The organism is Luteibacter sp. GL_149 (genome assembly GCF_057834065.1).
This window is the reverse complement of record NZ_CM174395.1, coordinates 3,280,548-3,295,996: the sequence shown is the minus strand read 5'-3', so window position 1 is coordinate 3,295,996 and position 15,449 is coordinate 3,280,548. Positions and strand designations below refer to the sequence as shown.

Annotated in this window: 14 protein-coding genes and 1 tRNA gene; 10 read left to right on the top strand and 5 right to left on the bottom strand. The window is 63.4% G+C overall.

Annotated elements, in window-relative coordinates; all coding sequences use genetic code 11:
• The first annotated feature begins 1 nt into the window (after position 1).
• The 3 genes from ihfA (at position 2) to AC3IR3_RS14545 (ending at position 773) form a co-directional block, all read left to right on the top strand.
• Positions 2 to 301, top strand: coding sequence for an integration host factor subunit alpha (ihfA, locus tag AC3IR3_RS14555; RefSeq protein ID WP_036140472.1), 300 nt, complete (start codon positions 2 to 4; stop codon positions 299 to 301).
• Complete coding sequence (locus AC3IR3_RS14550) at positions 282 to 638, top strand: MerR family transcriptional regulator (RefSeq protein WP_132143608.1); 357 nt, start codon at positions 282 to 284, stop codon at positions 636 to 638. The genes ihfA and AC3IR3_RS14550 overlap by 20 nt, the downstream gene beginning before the upstream one ends.
• Positions 639 to 696: 58 nt before the next feature.
• Positions 697 to 773, top strand: a tRNA-Pro gene (locus tag AC3IR3_RS14545).
• Positions 774 to 936: 163 nt separating this feature from the next.
• On the opposite strand, the gene serA is transcribed toward AC3IR3_RS14545, so the two are convergent.
• Positions 937 to 2,172 (bottom strand): phosphoglycerate dehydrogenase, encoded by a 1,236-nt coding sequence (gene serA, locus AC3IR3_RS14540; RefSeq protein WP_489193155.1) that lies wholly within the window; start codon positions 2,170 to 2,172, stop codon positions 937 to 939.
• Between the two features lie 122 nt (positions 2,173 to 2,294).
• On the opposite strand from serA, the gene AC3IR3_RS14535 reads away from it, so the two are divergent.
• Together AC3IR3_RS14535 and pip are read left to right on the top strand one after the other, a co-directional pair.
• Entirely contained in the window at positions 2,295 to 3,677 is a 1,383-nt protein-coding gene (locus AC3IR3_RS14535; RefSeq protein WP_489193154.1) for an FAD-binding oxidoreductase, read from the top strand.
• 61 nt (positions 3,678 to 3,738) lie between these two features.
• Entirely contained in the window at positions 3,739 to 4,695 is a 957-nt protein-coding gene (pip, locus tag AC3IR3_RS14530; RefSeq protein WP_489193152.1) for a prolyl aminopeptidase, read from the top strand.
• A gap of 168 nt (positions 4,696 to 4,863) precedes the next feature.
• Here pip and AC3IR3_RS14525 read toward each other — a convergent pair whose 3' ends face one another.
• The 4 genes from AC3IR3_RS14525 to AC3IR3_RS14510 all read right to left on the bottom strand — a co-directional run bounded on the left by AC3IR3_RS14525 (position 4,864) and on the right by AC3IR3_RS14510 (position 10,535).
• Positions 4,864 to 7,647 carry a lamin tail domain-containing protein gene (locus tag AC3IR3_RS14525; RefSeq protein ID WP_489193151.1) on the bottom strand — a complete coding sequence of 928 codons (2,784 nt, stop codon included), beginning with the start codon at positions 7,645 to 7,647 and terminating at the stop codon, positions 4,864 to 4,866.
• Positions 7,648 to 7,796: 149 nt separating this feature from the next.
• A complete protein-coding gene (gene upp / locus AC3IR3_RS14520) occupies positions 7,797 to 8,426 on the bottom strand; it encodes a uracil phosphoribosyltransferase (RefSeq protein ID WP_489193149.1) in 630 nt (209 codons plus the stop codon).
• Between the two features lie 207 nt (positions 8,427 to 8,633).
• Positions 8,634 to 8,966: a PsiF family protein gene (locus tag AC3IR3_RS14515; protein WP_489193147.1), complete on the bottom strand. Its 333-nt coding sequence runs from the start codon at positions 8,964 to 8,966 to the stop codon at positions 8,634 to 8,636.
• Between the two features lie 69 nt (positions 8,967 to 9,035).
• Positions 9,036 to 10,535 (bottom strand): aminotransferase class III-fold pyridoxal phosphate-dependent enzyme, encoded by a 1,500-nt coding sequence (locus AC3IR3_RS14510; protein WP_489193145.1) that lies wholly within the window; start codon positions 10,533 to 10,535, stop codon positions 9,036 to 9,038.
• Positions 10,536 to 10,741: 206 nt separating this feature from the next.
• On the opposite strand from AC3IR3_RS14510, the gene AC3IR3_RS14505 reads away from it, so the two are divergent.
• Genes AC3IR3_RS14505 through AC3IR3_RS14485 form a run of 5 tightly spaced genes read left to right on the top strand, consistent with a single transcriptional unit; the run spans position 10,742 to position 15,406 of the window.
• On the top strand, positions 10,742 to 11,665 hold the full coding sequence (locus AC3IR3_RS14505; protein WP_489193143.1) for an ABC transporter ATP-binding protein: 924 nt from the start codon (positions 10,742 to 10,744) through the stop codon (positions 11,663 to 11,665).
• Positions 11,665 to 12,447 (top strand): ABC transporter permease, encoded by a 783-nt coding sequence (locus AC3IR3_RS14500; RefSeq protein ID WP_489193141.1) that lies wholly within the window; start codon positions 11,665 to 11,667, stop codon positions 12,445 to 12,447. The genes AC3IR3_RS14505 and AC3IR3_RS14500 overlap by 1 nt, the downstream gene beginning before the upstream one ends.
• 39 nt (positions 12,448 to 12,486) lie before the next feature.
• Entirely contained in the window at positions 12,487 to 13,665 is a 1,179-nt protein-coding gene (locus AC3IR3_RS14495; protein WP_489193140.1) for a sensor histidine kinase, read from the top strand.
• Positions 13,662 to 14,807 (top strand): sensor histidine kinase, encoded by a 1,146-nt coding sequence (locus AC3IR3_RS14490; protein WP_489193138.1) that lies wholly within the window; start codon positions 13,662 to 13,664, stop codon positions 14,805 to 14,807. Before AC3IR3_RS14495 ends, AC3IR3_RS14490 begins: the two co-directional genes overlap by 4 nt.
• Positions 14,804 to 15,406, top strand: coding sequence for a response regulator transcription factor (locus AC3IR3_RS14485; protein WP_132143572.1), 603 nt, complete (start codon positions 14,804 to 14,806; stop codon positions 15,404 to 15,406). The genes AC3IR3_RS14490 and AC3IR3_RS14485 overlap by 4 nt, the downstream gene beginning before the upstream one ends.
• Positions 15,407 to 15,449: the final 43 nt, after the last annotated feature.

Here is a 15,449-nt window from a genome sequence, read left to right as displayed (position 1 = left end):
GATGGCGCTGACCAAGGCGGAAATGGCCGAGCGGCTTTTCCTCGACGTAGGCCTCAATAAACGCGAGGCCAAGGAATTCGTGGACGCGTATTTCGAGGTTGTACGCGAGGCGCTCGAACGTGGAGAACAGGTGAAGTTGTCGGGTTTCGGCAATTTCGACCTTCGGCAGAAGAATCAGCGGCCCGGTCGCAATCCCAAGACCGGTGAGGAAATTCCCATCTCTGCCCGACGGGTCGTCACCTTCCGTCCGGGACAGAAACTGAAGGTACGGGTCGAGGGCTATGCTGGACCAAGGGAATAACACCGAACTACCGGCAATCCCGGCGAAGCGTTACTTCACCATCGGCGAAGTCAGCGAACTTTGCGGGGTAAAGCCGCACGTACTTCGGTACTGGGAGCAGGAATTCCCCGCGCTCAAGCCCGTCAAACGACGTGGCAACCGGCGTTATTACCAGCGCCACGATGTGCTGATGATCCGTCAGATCCGCTCGCTGCTATACGACGAGGGCTTCACCATCACGGGCGCACGCGCTCGTCTGGAAGGTCCGCAGGCGCGTATGGAGGCGAGCATGTCGCACCAGATCGTCCGTCAGGTACGTCTGGAGCTGGAAGAAGTTCTTACTCTGCTGCGTCGCTGATCCGCAAGGCTTCCGCCCTGGATAGCGAAGCTGTTAGAATGATCGCTTGCCGTATTGTCGGGGTGTAGCGCAGCCTGGTAGCGCACTACGCTGGGGGTGTAGTGGTCGCGAGTTCGAATCTCGCCACCCCGACCATTTCGGCACGAAATCAAGAAAAGGCGTCCTATGGGCGCCTTTTTTATTGCTTCGATACCGCCGGCTCTCGACACCTAATCTCGTAGATCGCGGCCAGATAAGGGGCGACGGTGAGGGGTGGAAACGCCGACGAGTTGTCGATCGCGCGCGCTGCCCCGATTCGTCAATAAAGCACCCGCGCCCGCAACGTATCGGGAATCGCCGCCAGCTCGTCCTTCAGCGCCACCGCATGCTCTTCGCTGGTGGACACGTCGATCACGACGTAGCCGACCTGCGGCGAGGTCTGCAGGTACTGGCCATCGATATTGATCTTCGCGCGCGAAAACACATCATTGATGCGCGACAGGATGCCGGGAACATTACGGTGGATATGCAGCAGGCGCCGGCTTTCCGGATGGCCGGGCAGGGAGACCTCGGGGAAATTCACGGCCGAAAGCGTCGAACCGTTATCGCTGTAACGCACCAGCTTGGATGCGACCTCGATACCGATGTTTTCCTGAGCTTCGAGTGTGCTGCCGCCGATATGCGGCGTGAGGATCACGTTGTCCATGCCGACCAGCGGCGAGACGAACGGATCGTCGTTGCCTTTCGGCTCCACGGGGAAGACGTCGATAGCGGCGCCGGAGATATGGCCGTTGCGCAAATTGGCCGCGAGGGCCTCGATGTCGACGACGGTGCCTCGCGACGCGTTGACCAGCATCGCGCCGGCGCGCATGCGCTGCAGCTGCGCGTTGCCGATCATCAGTTTCGTCTGGGGCGTTTCCGGCACATGCAGCGTGACGACGTCCGCGCGCTTGAGCAGCTCGTCCAGGCTGGCGGCCGGGCGGGCATTGCCCAGCGACAGCTTGGGTTCGATGTCATAGAAAATCACGCGCATGCCCAGGCTTTCGGCAAGTACGCCGACCTGGGTGCCGATATGGCCATAACCCACGATGCCGAGGACCTTGTCGCGCACTTCGAAACTGCCGCTGGCCGACTTGGCCCAGCCACCGCGATGGCATTCGGCATTCTTTTCGGGAATGCGGCGAATCAGCAGGATCGTCTCGGCGATGACCAGTTCGGCGACGCTGCGGGTATTGGAGTAGGGCGCGTTGAACACGGGTACGCCGAGCTTCTCGGCCGTCTCGTTGTCCACCTGGTTCGTGCCGATGCAGAAGCAGCCGACCGCGATCAGGCGCTTGGCTTCGGCGAGTACCTCTTCGCTGAGGTGGGTGCGCGAGCGGATGCCTACGATATGCGCATCGGCGATGGCCCGCTTCAGTTCGTCTTCCGGGAGGGCCTTCTCGTGGAACTCGATATGGGAATAACCGGCGTGGCGAAACGTATCCAGCGCGCTGCGGCTGACACCTTCCAGCAGCAGCACCTTGATGTCCTCTTTCGGATAGGAAGTACGTTTCATGACCGCCGAGTCTGGGAACGAAAGGTCAACTATGCCAGATGCCGCGAACGAATGCGGCACCGCAGCAGTGGACGGAAGGCCGCGCCACTGGCAGGCTGGGGCCCTAACGATCCGGAACCCGCATGAACGATCCGCGCCTGGCCGAACTGTCCCGTGCATTGCCCGACCTGAAACTGACGACCGACCCCGGCGACCTGGAGCATTACGGGCGCGACTGGACCCGTCGCTGGCATCCCGCACCGCTGGCCATCGCCTTTCCGGCGACGGTCGACGAGGTTCAGGCCATCGTTCTATGGGCCTTCGCGGAGGGCGTCGCGGTCGTTCCTTCGGGTGGGCGCACCGGGTTGTCCGGCGGCGCGGTTGCCGCCAACGGTGAAATCGTCGTCAGCCTGGATCGCATGAATCGCGTCCTGGCATTCGATCCCATCGACCGCACGCTGACCGTCCAGCCCGGCATGCCGCTGGAAGCTGTGCATAAGGCGGCCCGCCAGCATGGGCTGATTTATCCGGTGGACTTCGCGGCACGCGGCTCTTGCCAGATCGGCGGCAATATCGCCACGAACGCGGGCGGCATTCGAGTGATCCGTTACGGCAATACGCGGCAGTGGATCGCCGGTCTGAAGGTGGTCACGGGCACGGGCGAGCTTCTGGATCTCAATCGCGGGCTCATCAAGAACGCTTCTGGCTACGACCTGCGCCATCTGGTGATCGGGTCCGAAGGCACGCTCGGTATCGTGGTGGAAGCGACGCTGTCGCTTACCTCACCGCCACCGCCGTCCCAGGTGATGCTGCTGGCGGTGCCCGCGATGGATGCGCTCATGCGCGTGTTCGCCGAGGCGCGCCATCGGCTGACGCTGGGAGCGTTCGAGTTCTTTACCGACCGCGCGCTTCATCACGTGCTGGCCCACGGTGCGCAGCGGCCGTTCGGCGAGATATCGCCTTATTACGTGGTGACCGAATTCGACGCGCAAGACGAGGCCACGCAGGCCGCGGCGCTGGAGCTTTTCGAGTACTGTCTCGGCGAAGGCTGGGTGACGGACGGCGCGATCAGTTCCAGCGAGGCGCAGGCCGCCGCATTGTGGCGCCTGCGCGAAGGCATCACGGAAAGCCTGGCGCAGTACCGGCCGTACAAGAACGACGTATCGGTGCGCATTTCGTCGGTGCCGGACTTCATGCGCGACATGCAGGCGCTGCTGGATGCGGAGTATCCGCAGTTCGACGTGGTCTGGTTCGGTCACATCGGCGACGGCAACCTGCACATCAATGTACTCAAGCCCGCCGATGTCGACGATGACCGTTTCGTGGCTCAGTGCGAGCACGTGACGAAGCTGCTGTGCGACACGTTGACACGCCACGGCGGAAGCATTTCCGCCGAGCACGGTATCGGTCTGGTCAAGAAGCCGTACCTGGGCAGCGTACGCAGCGAGGCGGAGATCGCCCTGATGCGCGGCATCAAGGCCGTATGGGACCCCGCGGGCATCATGAACCCCGGAAAGCTGCTTTAGGTTGGCTATCGGGGGCCGGGGGCATTAGCCTTACCGTTCCCCCGAGACTTTCAAGAACGATATGGCACAGGACCAGCGCAGCCTTTACCCCGAGATCGAAGCCTACGACACCGGTTTTCTGAAGGTGTCGCCGCTGCACACCATCTATTACGAGCAGAGCGGCAACCCGAACGGCAAGCCGGTCGTTTTCCTGCATGGCGGCCCGGGCGGTGGCACCCATCCGAAGTGCCGGCGCTTCTTCGATCCGAAAAAGTACCGCATCGTCCTGTTCGACCAGCGCGGCTGCGGCAAATCCACGCCGCACGCCGAACTGACCGATAACACCACCTGGGATCTCGTCGCCGACATCGAGCGCGTGCGCGAACACCTGGGCATCGACCGCTGGCAGGTCTTCGGCGGTTCATGGGGTTCGACGCTGGCGTTGGCCTATGCGCAGACCCATCCGGAGAAAGTCAGCGAACTCGTCCTGCGCGGCATCTTCATGCTGCGTCGCTCGGAGCTGGAGTGGTTCTACCAGGAAGGTTGCAGTGCGCTGTATCCGGATGCGTGGGAAACCTATCTCGCCGCTATCCCGCAGCCCGAGCACGGCGACCTAATCAGTGCGTATCACCGTCGCCTCACTCACGCCGACCCGGCTGTCCGTGTCGCCGCGGCGCGCGCATGGTCTGTCTGGGAAGGCGCGACCAGCTATCTGTATCAGGACACCGGCCACATCGCGTCCAGCGGGGAAGACGAATTCGCACTCGCGTTCGCGCGCATCGAATGCCACTACTTCGTCAATGCCGGTTTCTTCGAAGTCGACGGGCAGTTGCTGCGCGACGTGGATCGCATCCGCCATATCCCGACCGTGATCGTGCAGGGCCGCTACGATGTCGTCTGCCCGATGCGCAGCGCATGGGATTTGCATCGCGCGTTCCCGGAAGCCGATCTGCATGTCGTGCAGGACGCGGGTCATTCGGCATTCGAGCCGGGCATTGCGAGCGAGCTGGTGAAGGTGACGGATCGCTTCGCGCGCTGAGTTAAGAAGCGGGGGTGGGGGATGGGAAGTGGGGGCGTTCTTCCGGCGAACGCATGAGGGAACGACAAACGTCACGCGGACGTTGCCTCCGCCGGACGATGCCGGTCCCCTCGGACGATCGCCGGATCGACGCCCCCACTTCCCATCCCCCACCCCCGCTTTCAGCCGTCAATAATGACCGTGGTTGTCATCTTGCCCCGCCGTCTGGATAAACGGTATTCCCAGCGGCAACGCCAGCAGATCGACCACGAAGCCATCGTGGTCCGACGCGCCGATCGCCTTGCGCCAGTCGGTGGCCTTCGCCGAATCGTCCAGTGTCTGGACCGGAGCGTCCAGATCCGCGCGGCCATACTGCATGCGTAGGAAGCGGGCACGTGCGGCGTTGTTCAGCAGCGCGTGATCCAGTACCTGATGCGTCGGAACCTCGCGGCCGTTCGTGCCCGTATAACCCTGGATCGCACCGAATTTTTCGGTGAACAGGAACGAGTAGCGATCGTTGCGCGGCACCGAATCCACGGCGTTCCAGAGCGCCGGCTTGACGATGTTCGCGCCCAGTTTCAGCAGGTTCTGAGTGTCGTCATAGCGGCCGGCGATCAGGTTCACCATGTCGACGAAACCGTCGCTGAATTCATAGGAGTTGAAGTCGCCGACGACGAGCAGCGGAATTTGCGCCGTCGTACGATCGGTCTGCAATGCCTGCACCTGCGTCGCCAGCGACTTGGCTTGCAGGAAACGCTTCATGCGATCGCGGTCGGCGGTGGTTCCCGTCTTGTCGACGTTCTGCCGTGCCTTGGTGTGCACCGAGATCACGTTGACGCGCATGCGGCCGGCGCTCGGCACTTCGGCGGTCAGCAGCAGAGGCGGATGGTCGTGGATAAACGACGTGCCACCCTGGTCCTGCCAGGTCTCGTCGGCGGCAAGCTGGCGCACGTCGAGCACGCGTACGCGGTCGCTTCGTACGAGGAAGCCGACGTTGATACCGCTCGGATCGTGACCCGGAATCAGGTAAGCCTCGTAGCGGGCCGGATAGTCGTCGCCAAGCTGCTTGGCCAGGCCTTGCAGGACGGCGAGGCTCTTCACTTCCTCGACGGAAAGAATGTCCGGAAGTTTGAGTACGCTGCCGACATAAGCCGAAAGCCGCTGCGTCTTGAGCTTCACTTCATCGGCAGTCGGTTCGGTGCTGCCGCCGCTGCAGGTAAAGGTCGTGTTGAATTCCGTATCGCAGAAGCGCTCGGTATTCAGCGCGCCGACGCGTACGGCGAAGAACGGTTTCGGATCGACCGGACGGGGCAGGGGTGCCGCGTGCACGATCTGGATCTTCGTCGGGATGAACGTATACGCGCCGAAGTCGTAGGAGATCACGCCTTCCGCGCGGAACGTCGTGCCGGCAACGAAGGGTGTATTGGCGGCCACGGCGCCGAAATCGGCCGTGTTCATCTTCAGCACTTCGGGGTTGCCCGACCAGTTCGGCAGCGTGACGCCATCGGGAACGGGCACGGTGTAGCGGACGCCCGGCTTGCGCAGCGAACGTTGTCCGTTGGCGGTAATGAACACCTCGGCGAACGGCTCGCTGCTGAAGCGCCGGTTGCCCGTGGTGATCATGCCGTCGTCGATCGTGACGCGCATGCCGACGAAGCACTGGAAGTTCGTCTCGCCGCAGGAAAGCGCATTCGGATCGGCCGAAGGCGTCCGGTTGCCGAACGCGACGGCGCGCGGCAGGCGGGCGCGTTTGCCGGTGACCGTGACCGTGGCCGATTTCAGTTCCGGCAGGTTGTAGTAGTTGTCCACCGTGGCGTCGACGTCGACCACATCGCCGATGGCGACGGTCGGCTGGGTGCTGGTGAAGACATAGATGCCGTTCGAGGTCAGGGCATCGTCGTCGGCACGCGCATCCGGTGTCTGGATAGTGAAGCCTGCCGGGCCGACGGCGGTGACGATATTGCCGTGCGTGGTCACGCGCTTTCCGAGTAGCGGCGAAATCTGCCCACGACCCTGGATCTGCCAGATTTCCGCGCTGACCGGAATCTGGTTGAGGATCGCGCCGATGGCACCGCCCTTCGCGATAGTCGCGTCGCCGGTGACACGGTCGAGATTGACGCGGAAGGCCTTATCCGGGCCTGCCGTCGACTTGCCATGCACCACGACGTCGAAGGCCGCGGTGGTCGTACCTGCCGGCAACGTCAGCGTCGTATCGACGGCATCGTAATCGCCGGCGGCAACAGTCGCCGTGTCGTCGGCGGTCGCGGCATGAACCGTGATATCGGCGGGGGAAGGCTCGCTCAGCGTGATCGTGAACGGCATGCGGACATCGTTGGCATTCGTGATGCCCACGGTGGCGTCCGCGATGCTCAGGCTGCGGCCCTGCGCAACGCAGGTCGAGCCGCTGTTGTGCGGCACGGTGGGTGCGACTTTCACGAAGTCGGCGCTGTTGTCGCCGGTGTTCTGCGGAACGCCCGCGGCATTCGTCTTGCGGCCGTAGCCCTGGTCGGCGTTCGAGCTGCCGAGACTGGCAAGCGGCGTGCCGGCTTTATAGGCCGAACCCGCACTGAGGCCGATCTGGTCGACGATCTGACCGGTGGCGGAGAGCAGTGCGAGGCCACCATCGTCGGTGACGCCCGTGCCGTACTTCAGGTCCGGTACGACGCTGCCCGAATATCCGGCGCTGCCGGAATTGGCCAGCAGCAGATAGCAGCCCGGCGCGACCGAGATACCCGCTGGAAAGGTCAGGCGCGTGCCGGTCGTGCCACTCGCGTTGGACGCATTGAGTTTGTAACCGCTGAGGTCGAGCGGCGTGACGCCGCTGTTGTAGACCTCGACGAATTCGTCGTTGCCGCCTGCCGGGCCACGAAGGCGGAACTGGCTGACGGTGAGATCGGCCGCTTGCAGCGGCAATATGACAAGCAGTCCTGCCAGCGCCGCCCATGAGGCGCGCCACGTGTGTTTCGAACGCATTCGATTGTCCCCTCGATGTTTGATCGATCGATTCGCGGGAAACCGGAACAGCGCGCACGGATCCCCGCGTCGCGTTCCCCCTGACCGGATGCCGCAACACGAAGTTTGCCGTAAGTTTGTGACAGCGAAGTGAGGAGTGGCTCCCGGCCTTACTGCTTGGTCCCGAAGATCTTGTCGCCCGCGTCGCCCAGGCCCGGCAGGATGTAGCCCAGCTCGTTCAGGCGTTCGTCGATCGATGCCGTATAGATCTCGATATCGGGATGCACGGCTTCGATGCGCGCAAGCCCTTCCGGTGCCGCGACCAGGAACAGGCCCTTGATGCGCTTTGCGCCGGCGGCTTTGAGCATGTCGACGGTGGCGATGAGCGTACCGGCCGTGGCCAGCATCGGGTCGACGATGAGGGCGGTGCGTTCGTCCATCCGGCCGCTCAGCTTCTCGTAGTACGCCACGGGCTTCAGGGTTTCTTCGTCGCGCTGCAGGCCGACGACGCTGACCTTGGCCGAGGGAATGAGATCGAGGACGCCGGGCAGCATGCCGATGCCTGCACGCAGGATGGGCACGATGGTGATCTTCTTGCCCTTGATATGTTTGACTTCCACCGGGCCGGCCCAGCCGTCGATGGTTTTCGTCTCGGTTTCGAGATCCGCCGTGGCCTCGTAGGTCAGCAGGGAGGCGACTTCGGAGGCCAGCTCGCGAAACTCCTTCGTACTGATACCGGCACGGCGCATGAGGCCGAGCTTGTGCTGGATAAGGGGGTGGCGGACTTCGACGATTTTCATGCGGGAACCGGGCAGGGCAAAGGGGCATTGTGCCATTGCGCCGTGCCGCTTATGTAGGAGCCCGCTTGCGGGCGAAAGCCAACAGGGCGACGAAGACGGATGCTTACCTCCGCGAGCCCGTTGTCCGGGCTTGCGGATGTCACGCACAGCATCTCCGCTTCGTTGGCTTTCGCCCGCAAGCGGGCTCCTACAGGGCCTGCTGCAAGGTCAGCCCTTGAGGCAGGTGCTCATGAACTTCTTGCGATCGTCGCCTTTCAGCGCCTTGGTCGATGCGTCCTTGTTGCAGTCGACCATCTTCTGCTGCTGGGTCGTTTTCGCAGGGGCGGCGGTGGTGCTTTCGCCCTTCAGGCAGTGGCTCATGAACTCTTTGCGAGTGTCGCCTTTCTTCCCCGTGGCTTCCGTGTTGCAGGAGGACATGCGCTGTTGCTGCGGAGTAAGTTCTTTCTTGGGCTGGGTCTGCGCGGCCTGCGGGGCGGCAAGTGCGGTGGCCGAGGCGGCGAGCAGAACGGTGGTACAGACAAGACGAAGATACGAACGCATGACGACCCTCTCCGATGGCGCCGGCCGATGCCGGCGCAGAAGAGTCTACGCCGGAATCGGTCGAATCTGTCAGGCCGCCTTGGATTCCGCCGCCTTGCGCGGACCTTCCCGAAGTGCGTGGCGAACCTGCTCGACGATCAGGTCCACTTCCGCGCTGGTCACATTGAAATGCGGCGTGAAACGCAGCGAATTGACGCCGCCATGGATGACGCCGACACCACGCTCGCGCATGTATTCCTCGGTGGAACCGGCGCCGAAGCACTTGAACTCGGGGGCCAGCTCGCAGGAGAACAGCAGGCCCGTACCCTGCACGCGGGTAATCAGGCCGCCCAGTTCTTCCTTAAGCGCATTGAGCTTGTCGACGAATTCCTTGCCGCGTTCGCGTATGTTGGCCCGGACCTCGTCGGTCAGCGCCGCCATGGTGGCCACGGCGACGTCCAGCGCGCGCGGGTTGGCCGTCATGGTGTTGCCGTAAATGCCCTTGCGGTACAGCCCCGCGACACGCTCGGAGACGGCGAGCACCGAGAGCGGATACTGGCCGGCGTTGAGCGCCTTGGAGAACGTTTCCAGGTCGGGCGGATCGAGCGATTCGAAGCCCGGGTAGTCGATGATCGAAAGCACGCCATGCGCGCGAAGACCTGCCTGAATCGAATCGACCAGCAGCAGGGTGCCGTGCTCTATCGTGAGTTCGCGCGCCGCCTGGTAGAACTCCGGCGTAAGTGCGCGGCCCGGATCGCCTTCGCCCATGACCGGCTCGAGGAACATGGCCTCGATGAACCAGCCATTGCGTTCGGCGTCGGCGAATACCGATTTCAGCTGCGCGACGTTATAGGGATCGACCGTGATCAGGGTGTCTTCGTTGCGGAAGCTCGCCAGATACTGCTGGTAGTTGCGACGCGACGAATCGGAATAGATGGCGGGGCGTTCCGTCCGGCCGTGGAACGCACCCTTCACGGCGAGACGCTTGATCGTACGTCCCGCGTGACGCGCGCCGGGATCGGTCATCAGACGCGCGTTGACGTCGGCGATGCGGCCGGCCAGCGTGACGGACTCGGACCCGGAGTTAAGGCACAGGAAGTGCGAGTACGGACTGCCGCCGCGACGATGGCCCAGCTCCCGGCGCAGGGCATCGGTGAAGCGAAGCTGGGCGATGTTCGCCGTCATGACATTGGCCATGACCTGTGGGCCCGACATGGCTTCGACGATGGCTTTGGGATTGTGGCCGAAACCGAGCATGCCGTAGCCGCCGTTGTCGTGCACCACGGCGCCCTTCAGCGTGACGACCCACGGGCCGCTGGCGGCGGCCGGCATATACGGGTTCAGACCGTCTTCGGGATAGAAGTTGACGATGCCTGCCTGGACGCGCTGGATCTGCTCGGCTTCGTCCAGTTTGAGGAAGTCGGACATATCCGCGCGCAGCGCGCGGTGGTATTCGACGGCGGCCGCGATGGCCTCGCCCAGCGTCGCATCGATCGACGCGAAGCGCTCGATGGTCGCGTCGTCCAGACCGTGCGTGCGCGGCGTACCGCCGAAATCGCGCAGTTCGCGCAGCTGACCGATCACGTCCATAACCCACTCCTCGTCATTGGAATGCGGCGACGAATACTCTCGTTATGCCGCTAAGTGTATATATGTAAAGGATTTCTTTCCTGAGCATATCACCCCGTCTCAAGCGGCGTAACCCCCGGGTGACGCTTGTCACATTCGCACAATGACGCAAGCGACTACGGACAAGGGCTTGCGCAGGAATATGGTGCGTTGCAAGGGAGGACACCATGCACAACGACTCATACATTGCACAGCTTGATGGCGTGACCAAGCGCTACGGACAACTCGTGGCGCTGGACGGCATCGATCTGGGCCTGCGTCGCGGCGAGCTACTGGCACTGCTTGGCCCCAACGGCGCGGGCAAGAGCACGGCCATCGGCCTGCTGCTGGGCCTGCATCGCGCGGATTCGGGCTCGGTTTCGTTATTCGGTCGCGACCCGCAGGACATCGAAGCGCGGCGCCGCATCGGGGTGATGCTCCAGTCGGCCTCGTTGCCGCCGACGCTGAAAGTGGGCGAGCTGCTGAATCTGACCGCCAGTTATTACCCGTCGCCGCGAGCCAGCGGCGAGGCCGCCGCGATGGCCGGCGTCGACGATTTGCTCGGCCGTCGTTACGCGGCGCTTTCCGGTGGACAGCAGCGTCGCGTGCAGTTCGCGATGGCATTGTGCGGACGCCCGGAGCTGCTGTTTCTGGACGAGCCTACGGTGGGCATGGACATCGATGCGCGGCAGAAGCTGTGGACCGCGATCCGGCAGCTTGTTGCCGACGGCTGCTCCGTGGTGCTTACCACGCACTATCTGGAAGAAGCCGAGGCGCTCGCCGACCGCGTCTGCGTGATCGCCCACGGCAAGGTGATCAGCGAAGGCAGCGTCGATGCGCTACGGGCGCGTGTCGCCCACCGTCGCATCCGTTGCACGACAGCGCTCGATGCCGTGGTAGTCGCCGCATGGCCGGATGTCGCCGAATGCCATATCGAGCAGGGACGCATGCTCGTGTCGACGGCTCAGCCGGAAAATGTCGTGCGCCGATTGCTCGCCGCCGACGCCACGCTTACCGATCTTGAAGTGCTGCGCGCGGGCCTGGCCGAAGCATTCACCGAACTGACCCGCGATAACGACGATGTTCCCGTTGTCGAGAAGGAAGCTGCCTGATGAACGCGATCGCCGCACCTGTCGCTCCCCCATCCATGTCGCGGGGGCGCGTCTTCAATGCCTATGTGCAGGAGGCAAAGGCGGAATGCCTGCGTTATCTGCGCAACCCGGGCTTCCTGCTTCCGACGCTGCTTTTCCCGTCGGTGTTCTATCTGATGTTCGGCATTTTTCTCGCGCGATCGAACGGCCCCGAGGTACCGCGCATCCTGCTGGCGGCATATGGCGTGTTTGGTGTGATGGCGCCGGGTCTCTTCGGCTTCGGCGTGTCGCTGGCGCTGGAGCGCGACTCGGGTCTGCTGACCCTGAAACGCGCGATGCCGATGCCGCCGGGGGCGTATCTGATCGGCAAGATGACGATGGCGATGGGTGTCGCGGCGGTCATCTCGGTCATCCTTCTGTGCATGGCGCTGTTCCTGGCGCATGTGCAACTGAGCGGCAATCAGATCGCGACGCTGTTCGTCGTGCAGCTGCTTGGCGTCCTTCCGTTCTGCGCGATGGGTCTGTTGATAGGAAGTCTGATCAAGGGGCAGGGCGCGCCGGGCCTGATCAACATGATCTACCTGCCGATGGCCTTCCTGTCGGGACTGTGGTTTCCGTTGTCGATGCTGCCGGCCTTCATCCAGCGGCTGGCCCCGGTGTGGCCGAGCTATCATCTGAACCAGCTCGCGCTGTCCGCGATCGGTCTTGGGCAGGGGGGCGAGTGGGGGCATGTCGTCGTACTGGCGATCTACACGGCAGCCTTCGTCCTGCTCGCCGCGCGCCGCCTGCGCCGGTACGGTTGAAGTAGCATGGTTCGTCGACTTTCCACGGAAACTTTCCCCATGGCCGCTTCGTGGTTCACCCTGGCACCGGACTCGCTTGCGGAGCGGCAGAGGCGGCAGGGGAAGCTGCGCTACGTCCAGTTGTTCAATCTGATCTGGGCTGTCTGGATCTTTGGCGACCTGCTGTTCCAGCGGACGGTCAGCGTCAGCTGGATCGTTGCGACCGCGATAAGTTTTCCGATTTTCATGTTGCTCTACCTGCTCGCATACGCTCGCCCCTTGCGGCACATCGGTTGGTATGCCCTCGCCATGGTCCTGCTCGGGCTGGTGACGATGAATTGGAATTCCAGCGGTGGCTGCTGCTATGTGATTTTCTCCTGCGCCTATCTGGCGTTCAGTGCCCGGACGCGGCGTTCGATCTCGTATATGTTCGTTGCCGTCGTCGTCTTCGTTATCGAGGCCTACCTCCTGGACTGGCCCGCGCCCGTGATGATCACCATGAGCCTCGTGGCGTTATCGGTAGGCATGGGCAATGTCATGTATCGCGTGAATGCCGAGAAAGACGCGGAGCTGAAACTGTCGCACGAAGAAGTGCGCCGTCTGGCGGCGATGGCGGAGCGCGAACGCATCGGACGCGATCTGCACGATTTGCTGGGCCATACGCTGTCGTTGATCGCGTTGAAGCTGGAACTGTCGCGGCGCCTGTTCGACCGCGATGGCGAGGCCGCGCGACGCGAGATGGAAGAAGCCGAACAGGTCACGCGTCACGCGCTCGCCGAAGTGCGCGCCGCGGTAACCGGTATCCGTGCGACCGGACTGGCGGCGGAACTGGCATCCGCGAAACTATTGCTCAATGCCTCGCTTGTGCATTTCGAGTACGAAAGCAACGTACCTGCGTTGCCGGCGCGTGTGGAAGCCGGACTGGCACTGGTGCTGCGCGAAGCGGTGACGAATATCCACCGGCACGCGACCGCGAACCGTGCGGAAGCGAAGATCGAATGGGTCGACGACGAACTGCGCTTCTGTATTGCCGATGACGGCAAGGGTGGCGCGACGGTCGAAGGCAATGGCATGTGCGGCATGCGCGAGCGCGTGCGTGCAATGTCGGGAACACTCGTCGTCGAATCGGCGCGTGGACAAGGCACGCGGATTCGCGTTGCCGTTCCGCTGACTGTCGCCGACCGCCTGGCCGCGCCGGCACCCACCGCGTTGCCCGACGAAAAACGGCTCGCGTCATGATGCGTATCGCGACGCCCACACCCGATTCGCTGCTTGGCAGCCTGGGCGCGCCATATCTTCGCTGGCAGGCGGGCGTGCAGGTTTTCTGGCTTATCGCGTTGATTCAGGCGCCGCTGATGGCGCGGGGATTCGCCTGGAGCTGGTTTGCCCCGACGATCGCGACGATCCCCGTTTTTCTGTACTGTTATTTGCGGACGTTCACCGGTCCGGTGCGGCAATTGCCGATGCACGCGATCGCTATCGGATTGCTCGGTCTGGTCCTGTGGGATATCAATCCGGTCGGATTGGGGTATTTACTTTACGGCTGCATGATTCCGGCCTATACCGGCCGTTTGCGGATATGGCTGACGGCCGCGGGTATAACGTTCGTGGTGGTGGTCGGACTGACCTTGCTGTTGCATACGGATCGTGCGCGCATGGTGGTCGTGGTCCTGGGCGGTTTCCTGGGCGGATTGGGCAACTACGTCTATGTCCGTTCGGCGCGACGGGATCTCGAACTGCGTCTGTCCCAGTCCGAAGTACGGCGGCTCGCCACGCTGGCCGAACGCGAACGCATCGGCCGCGATCTGCACGATCTGCTGGGGCATACGCTGTCGCTGATTACGCTGAAGTCGGAACTGGCGAAGCGTCTTGCGCTGGCCGACCCGGAACGTGCCCGCCAGGAAATGGAAGAAGTCGAACGCGTCGCCCGGCATACATTGGGCGAAGTACGCGCCGCGGTTACCGGATTGCGCGTGGGCGATCTTCGCTCCGAACTCGTTTCCGCGCGCCTGATGCTCGAAGCCTCGGGTATTTCGCTGCGGGTGGAACTGCCCGACTCCATCGACCTGCCGCAGGCTGCCGAAGCTGCGCTGTCGCTGGTGGTGCGCGAGGCAGTCACCAATATCCATCGACATTCGCGCGCGACCGATGCGCGCGTCCTCGTTACGTTTGAAGGGAACACCATGTCAGTACGGATCGTCGACAACGGCTGCGGCGGACTCGCCGCGCACGGCAACGGAGTGAACGGTATGCGCGAACGCGTCCGCGCGGCAGGTGGCGCATTGCGCATCGATTCGCCGCCGCGCAAAGGTACGACGCTGGATATCACGATGCCCGTCGCCGATGCCGCGCCGCGGATATCACGGGAGAACGCCGCATGATCCGTGTATTGCTTGCCGAAGATCAGGCGATGGTGCGCGGCGCGCTTTCGGCGCTGCTGAATCTGGAGTCGGATATCGAGGTGCTGGGTACGGCCGCCGATGGGGAGATCGCGTGGCGCGAATTGCAGCGGCTGAAGCCCGACGTCCTGGTAACGGACATCGAGATGCCCGGCCTGACCGGTCTGGAAATCGCCCAGCGCGTGCGGCGCCAGGAATTGCCGATCAAGGTCATCATCGTGACGACATTCGCGCGTCCGGGCTTCCTGCGCCGTGCGCTGGACGCGGGTGTGGGCGGATATCTGCTGAAGGACGCACCGGCCGAGAATCTCGCCGAAGCTCTCCGTACGGTGCATCGCGGCGGCCGGGCCATCGACCCGCAACTGGCACTGGAAGCCTGGTCGGAGGCCGACCCGCTGAACGATCGCGAGCGGCAGGTGCTGCGTCTGGCGGGAGAGGGACAGTCGGCGAACGACATCGCGACCCAGCTGAATCTCTCGCACGGCACGATTCGAAACTATCTTTCCGAAGCGATAGGCAAGCTTGGCGCGGCCAATCGTATCGAGGCGTATCGGCTTGCCCGCCAGAAAGGCTGGTTGTGAGTCCGTGATGGCATAGAATGCGCGGCAGAGCCAAGGGGCTTCC

Bases quoted from the DNA above. Each gene is read 5' to 3' on its own strand.
- ihfA (WP_036140472.1), top strand. From the start codon at position 2: ATGGCGCTGACCAAGGCGGAAATGGCCGAGCGGCTTTTCCTCGACGTA.
- AC3IR3_RS14550 (WP_132143608.1), top strand. From the start codon at position 282: ATGCTGGACCAAGGGAATAACACCGAACTACCGGCAATCCCGGCGAAG.
- serA (WP_489193155.1), bottom strand. From the start codon at position 2,172: ATGAAACGTACTTCCTATCCGAAAGAGGACATCAAGGTGCTGCTGCTG.
- AC3IR3_RS14535 (WP_489193154.1), top strand. From the start codon at position 2,295: ATGAACGATCCGCGCCTGGCCGAACTGTCCCGTGCATTGCCCGACCTG.
- pip (WP_489193152.1), top strand. From the start codon at position 3,739: ATGGCACAGGACCAGCGCAGCCTTTACCCCGAGATCGAAGCCTACGAC.
- AC3IR3_RS14525 (WP_489193151.1), bottom strand. From the start codon at position 7,647: ATGCGTTCGAAACACACGTGGCGCGCCTCATGGGCGGCGCTGGCAGGA.
- upp (WP_489193149.1), bottom strand. From the start codon at position 8,426: ATGAAAATCGTCGAAGTCCGCCACCCCCTTATCCAGCACAAGCTCGGC.
- AC3IR3_RS14515 (WP_489193147.1), bottom strand. From the start codon at position 8,966: ATGCGTTCGTATCTTCGTCTTGTCTGTACCACCGTTCTGCTCGCCGCC.
- AC3IR3_RS14510 (WP_489193145.1), bottom strand. From the start codon at position 10,535: ATGGACGTGATCGGTCAGCTGCGCGAACTGCGCGATTTCGGCGGTACG.
- AC3IR3_RS14505 (WP_489193143.1), top strand. From the start codon at position 10,742: ATGCACAACGACTCATACATTGCACAGCTTGATGGCGTGACCAAGCGC.
- AC3IR3_RS14500 (WP_489193141.1), top strand. From the start codon at position 11,665: ATGAACGCGATCGCCGCACCTGTCGCTCCCCCATCCATGTCGCGGGGG.
- AC3IR3_RS14495 (WP_489193140.1), top strand. From the start codon at position 12,487: ATGGCCGCTTCGTGGTTCACCCTGGCACCGGACTCGCTTGCGGAGCGG.
- AC3IR3_RS14490 (WP_489193138.1), top strand. From the start codon at position 13,662: ATGATGCGTATCGCGACGCCCACACCCGATTCGCTGCTTGGCAGCCTG.
- AC3IR3_RS14485 (WP_132143572.1), top strand. From the start codon at position 14,804: ATGATCCGTGTATTGCTTGCCGAAGATCAGGCGATGGTGCGCGGCGCG.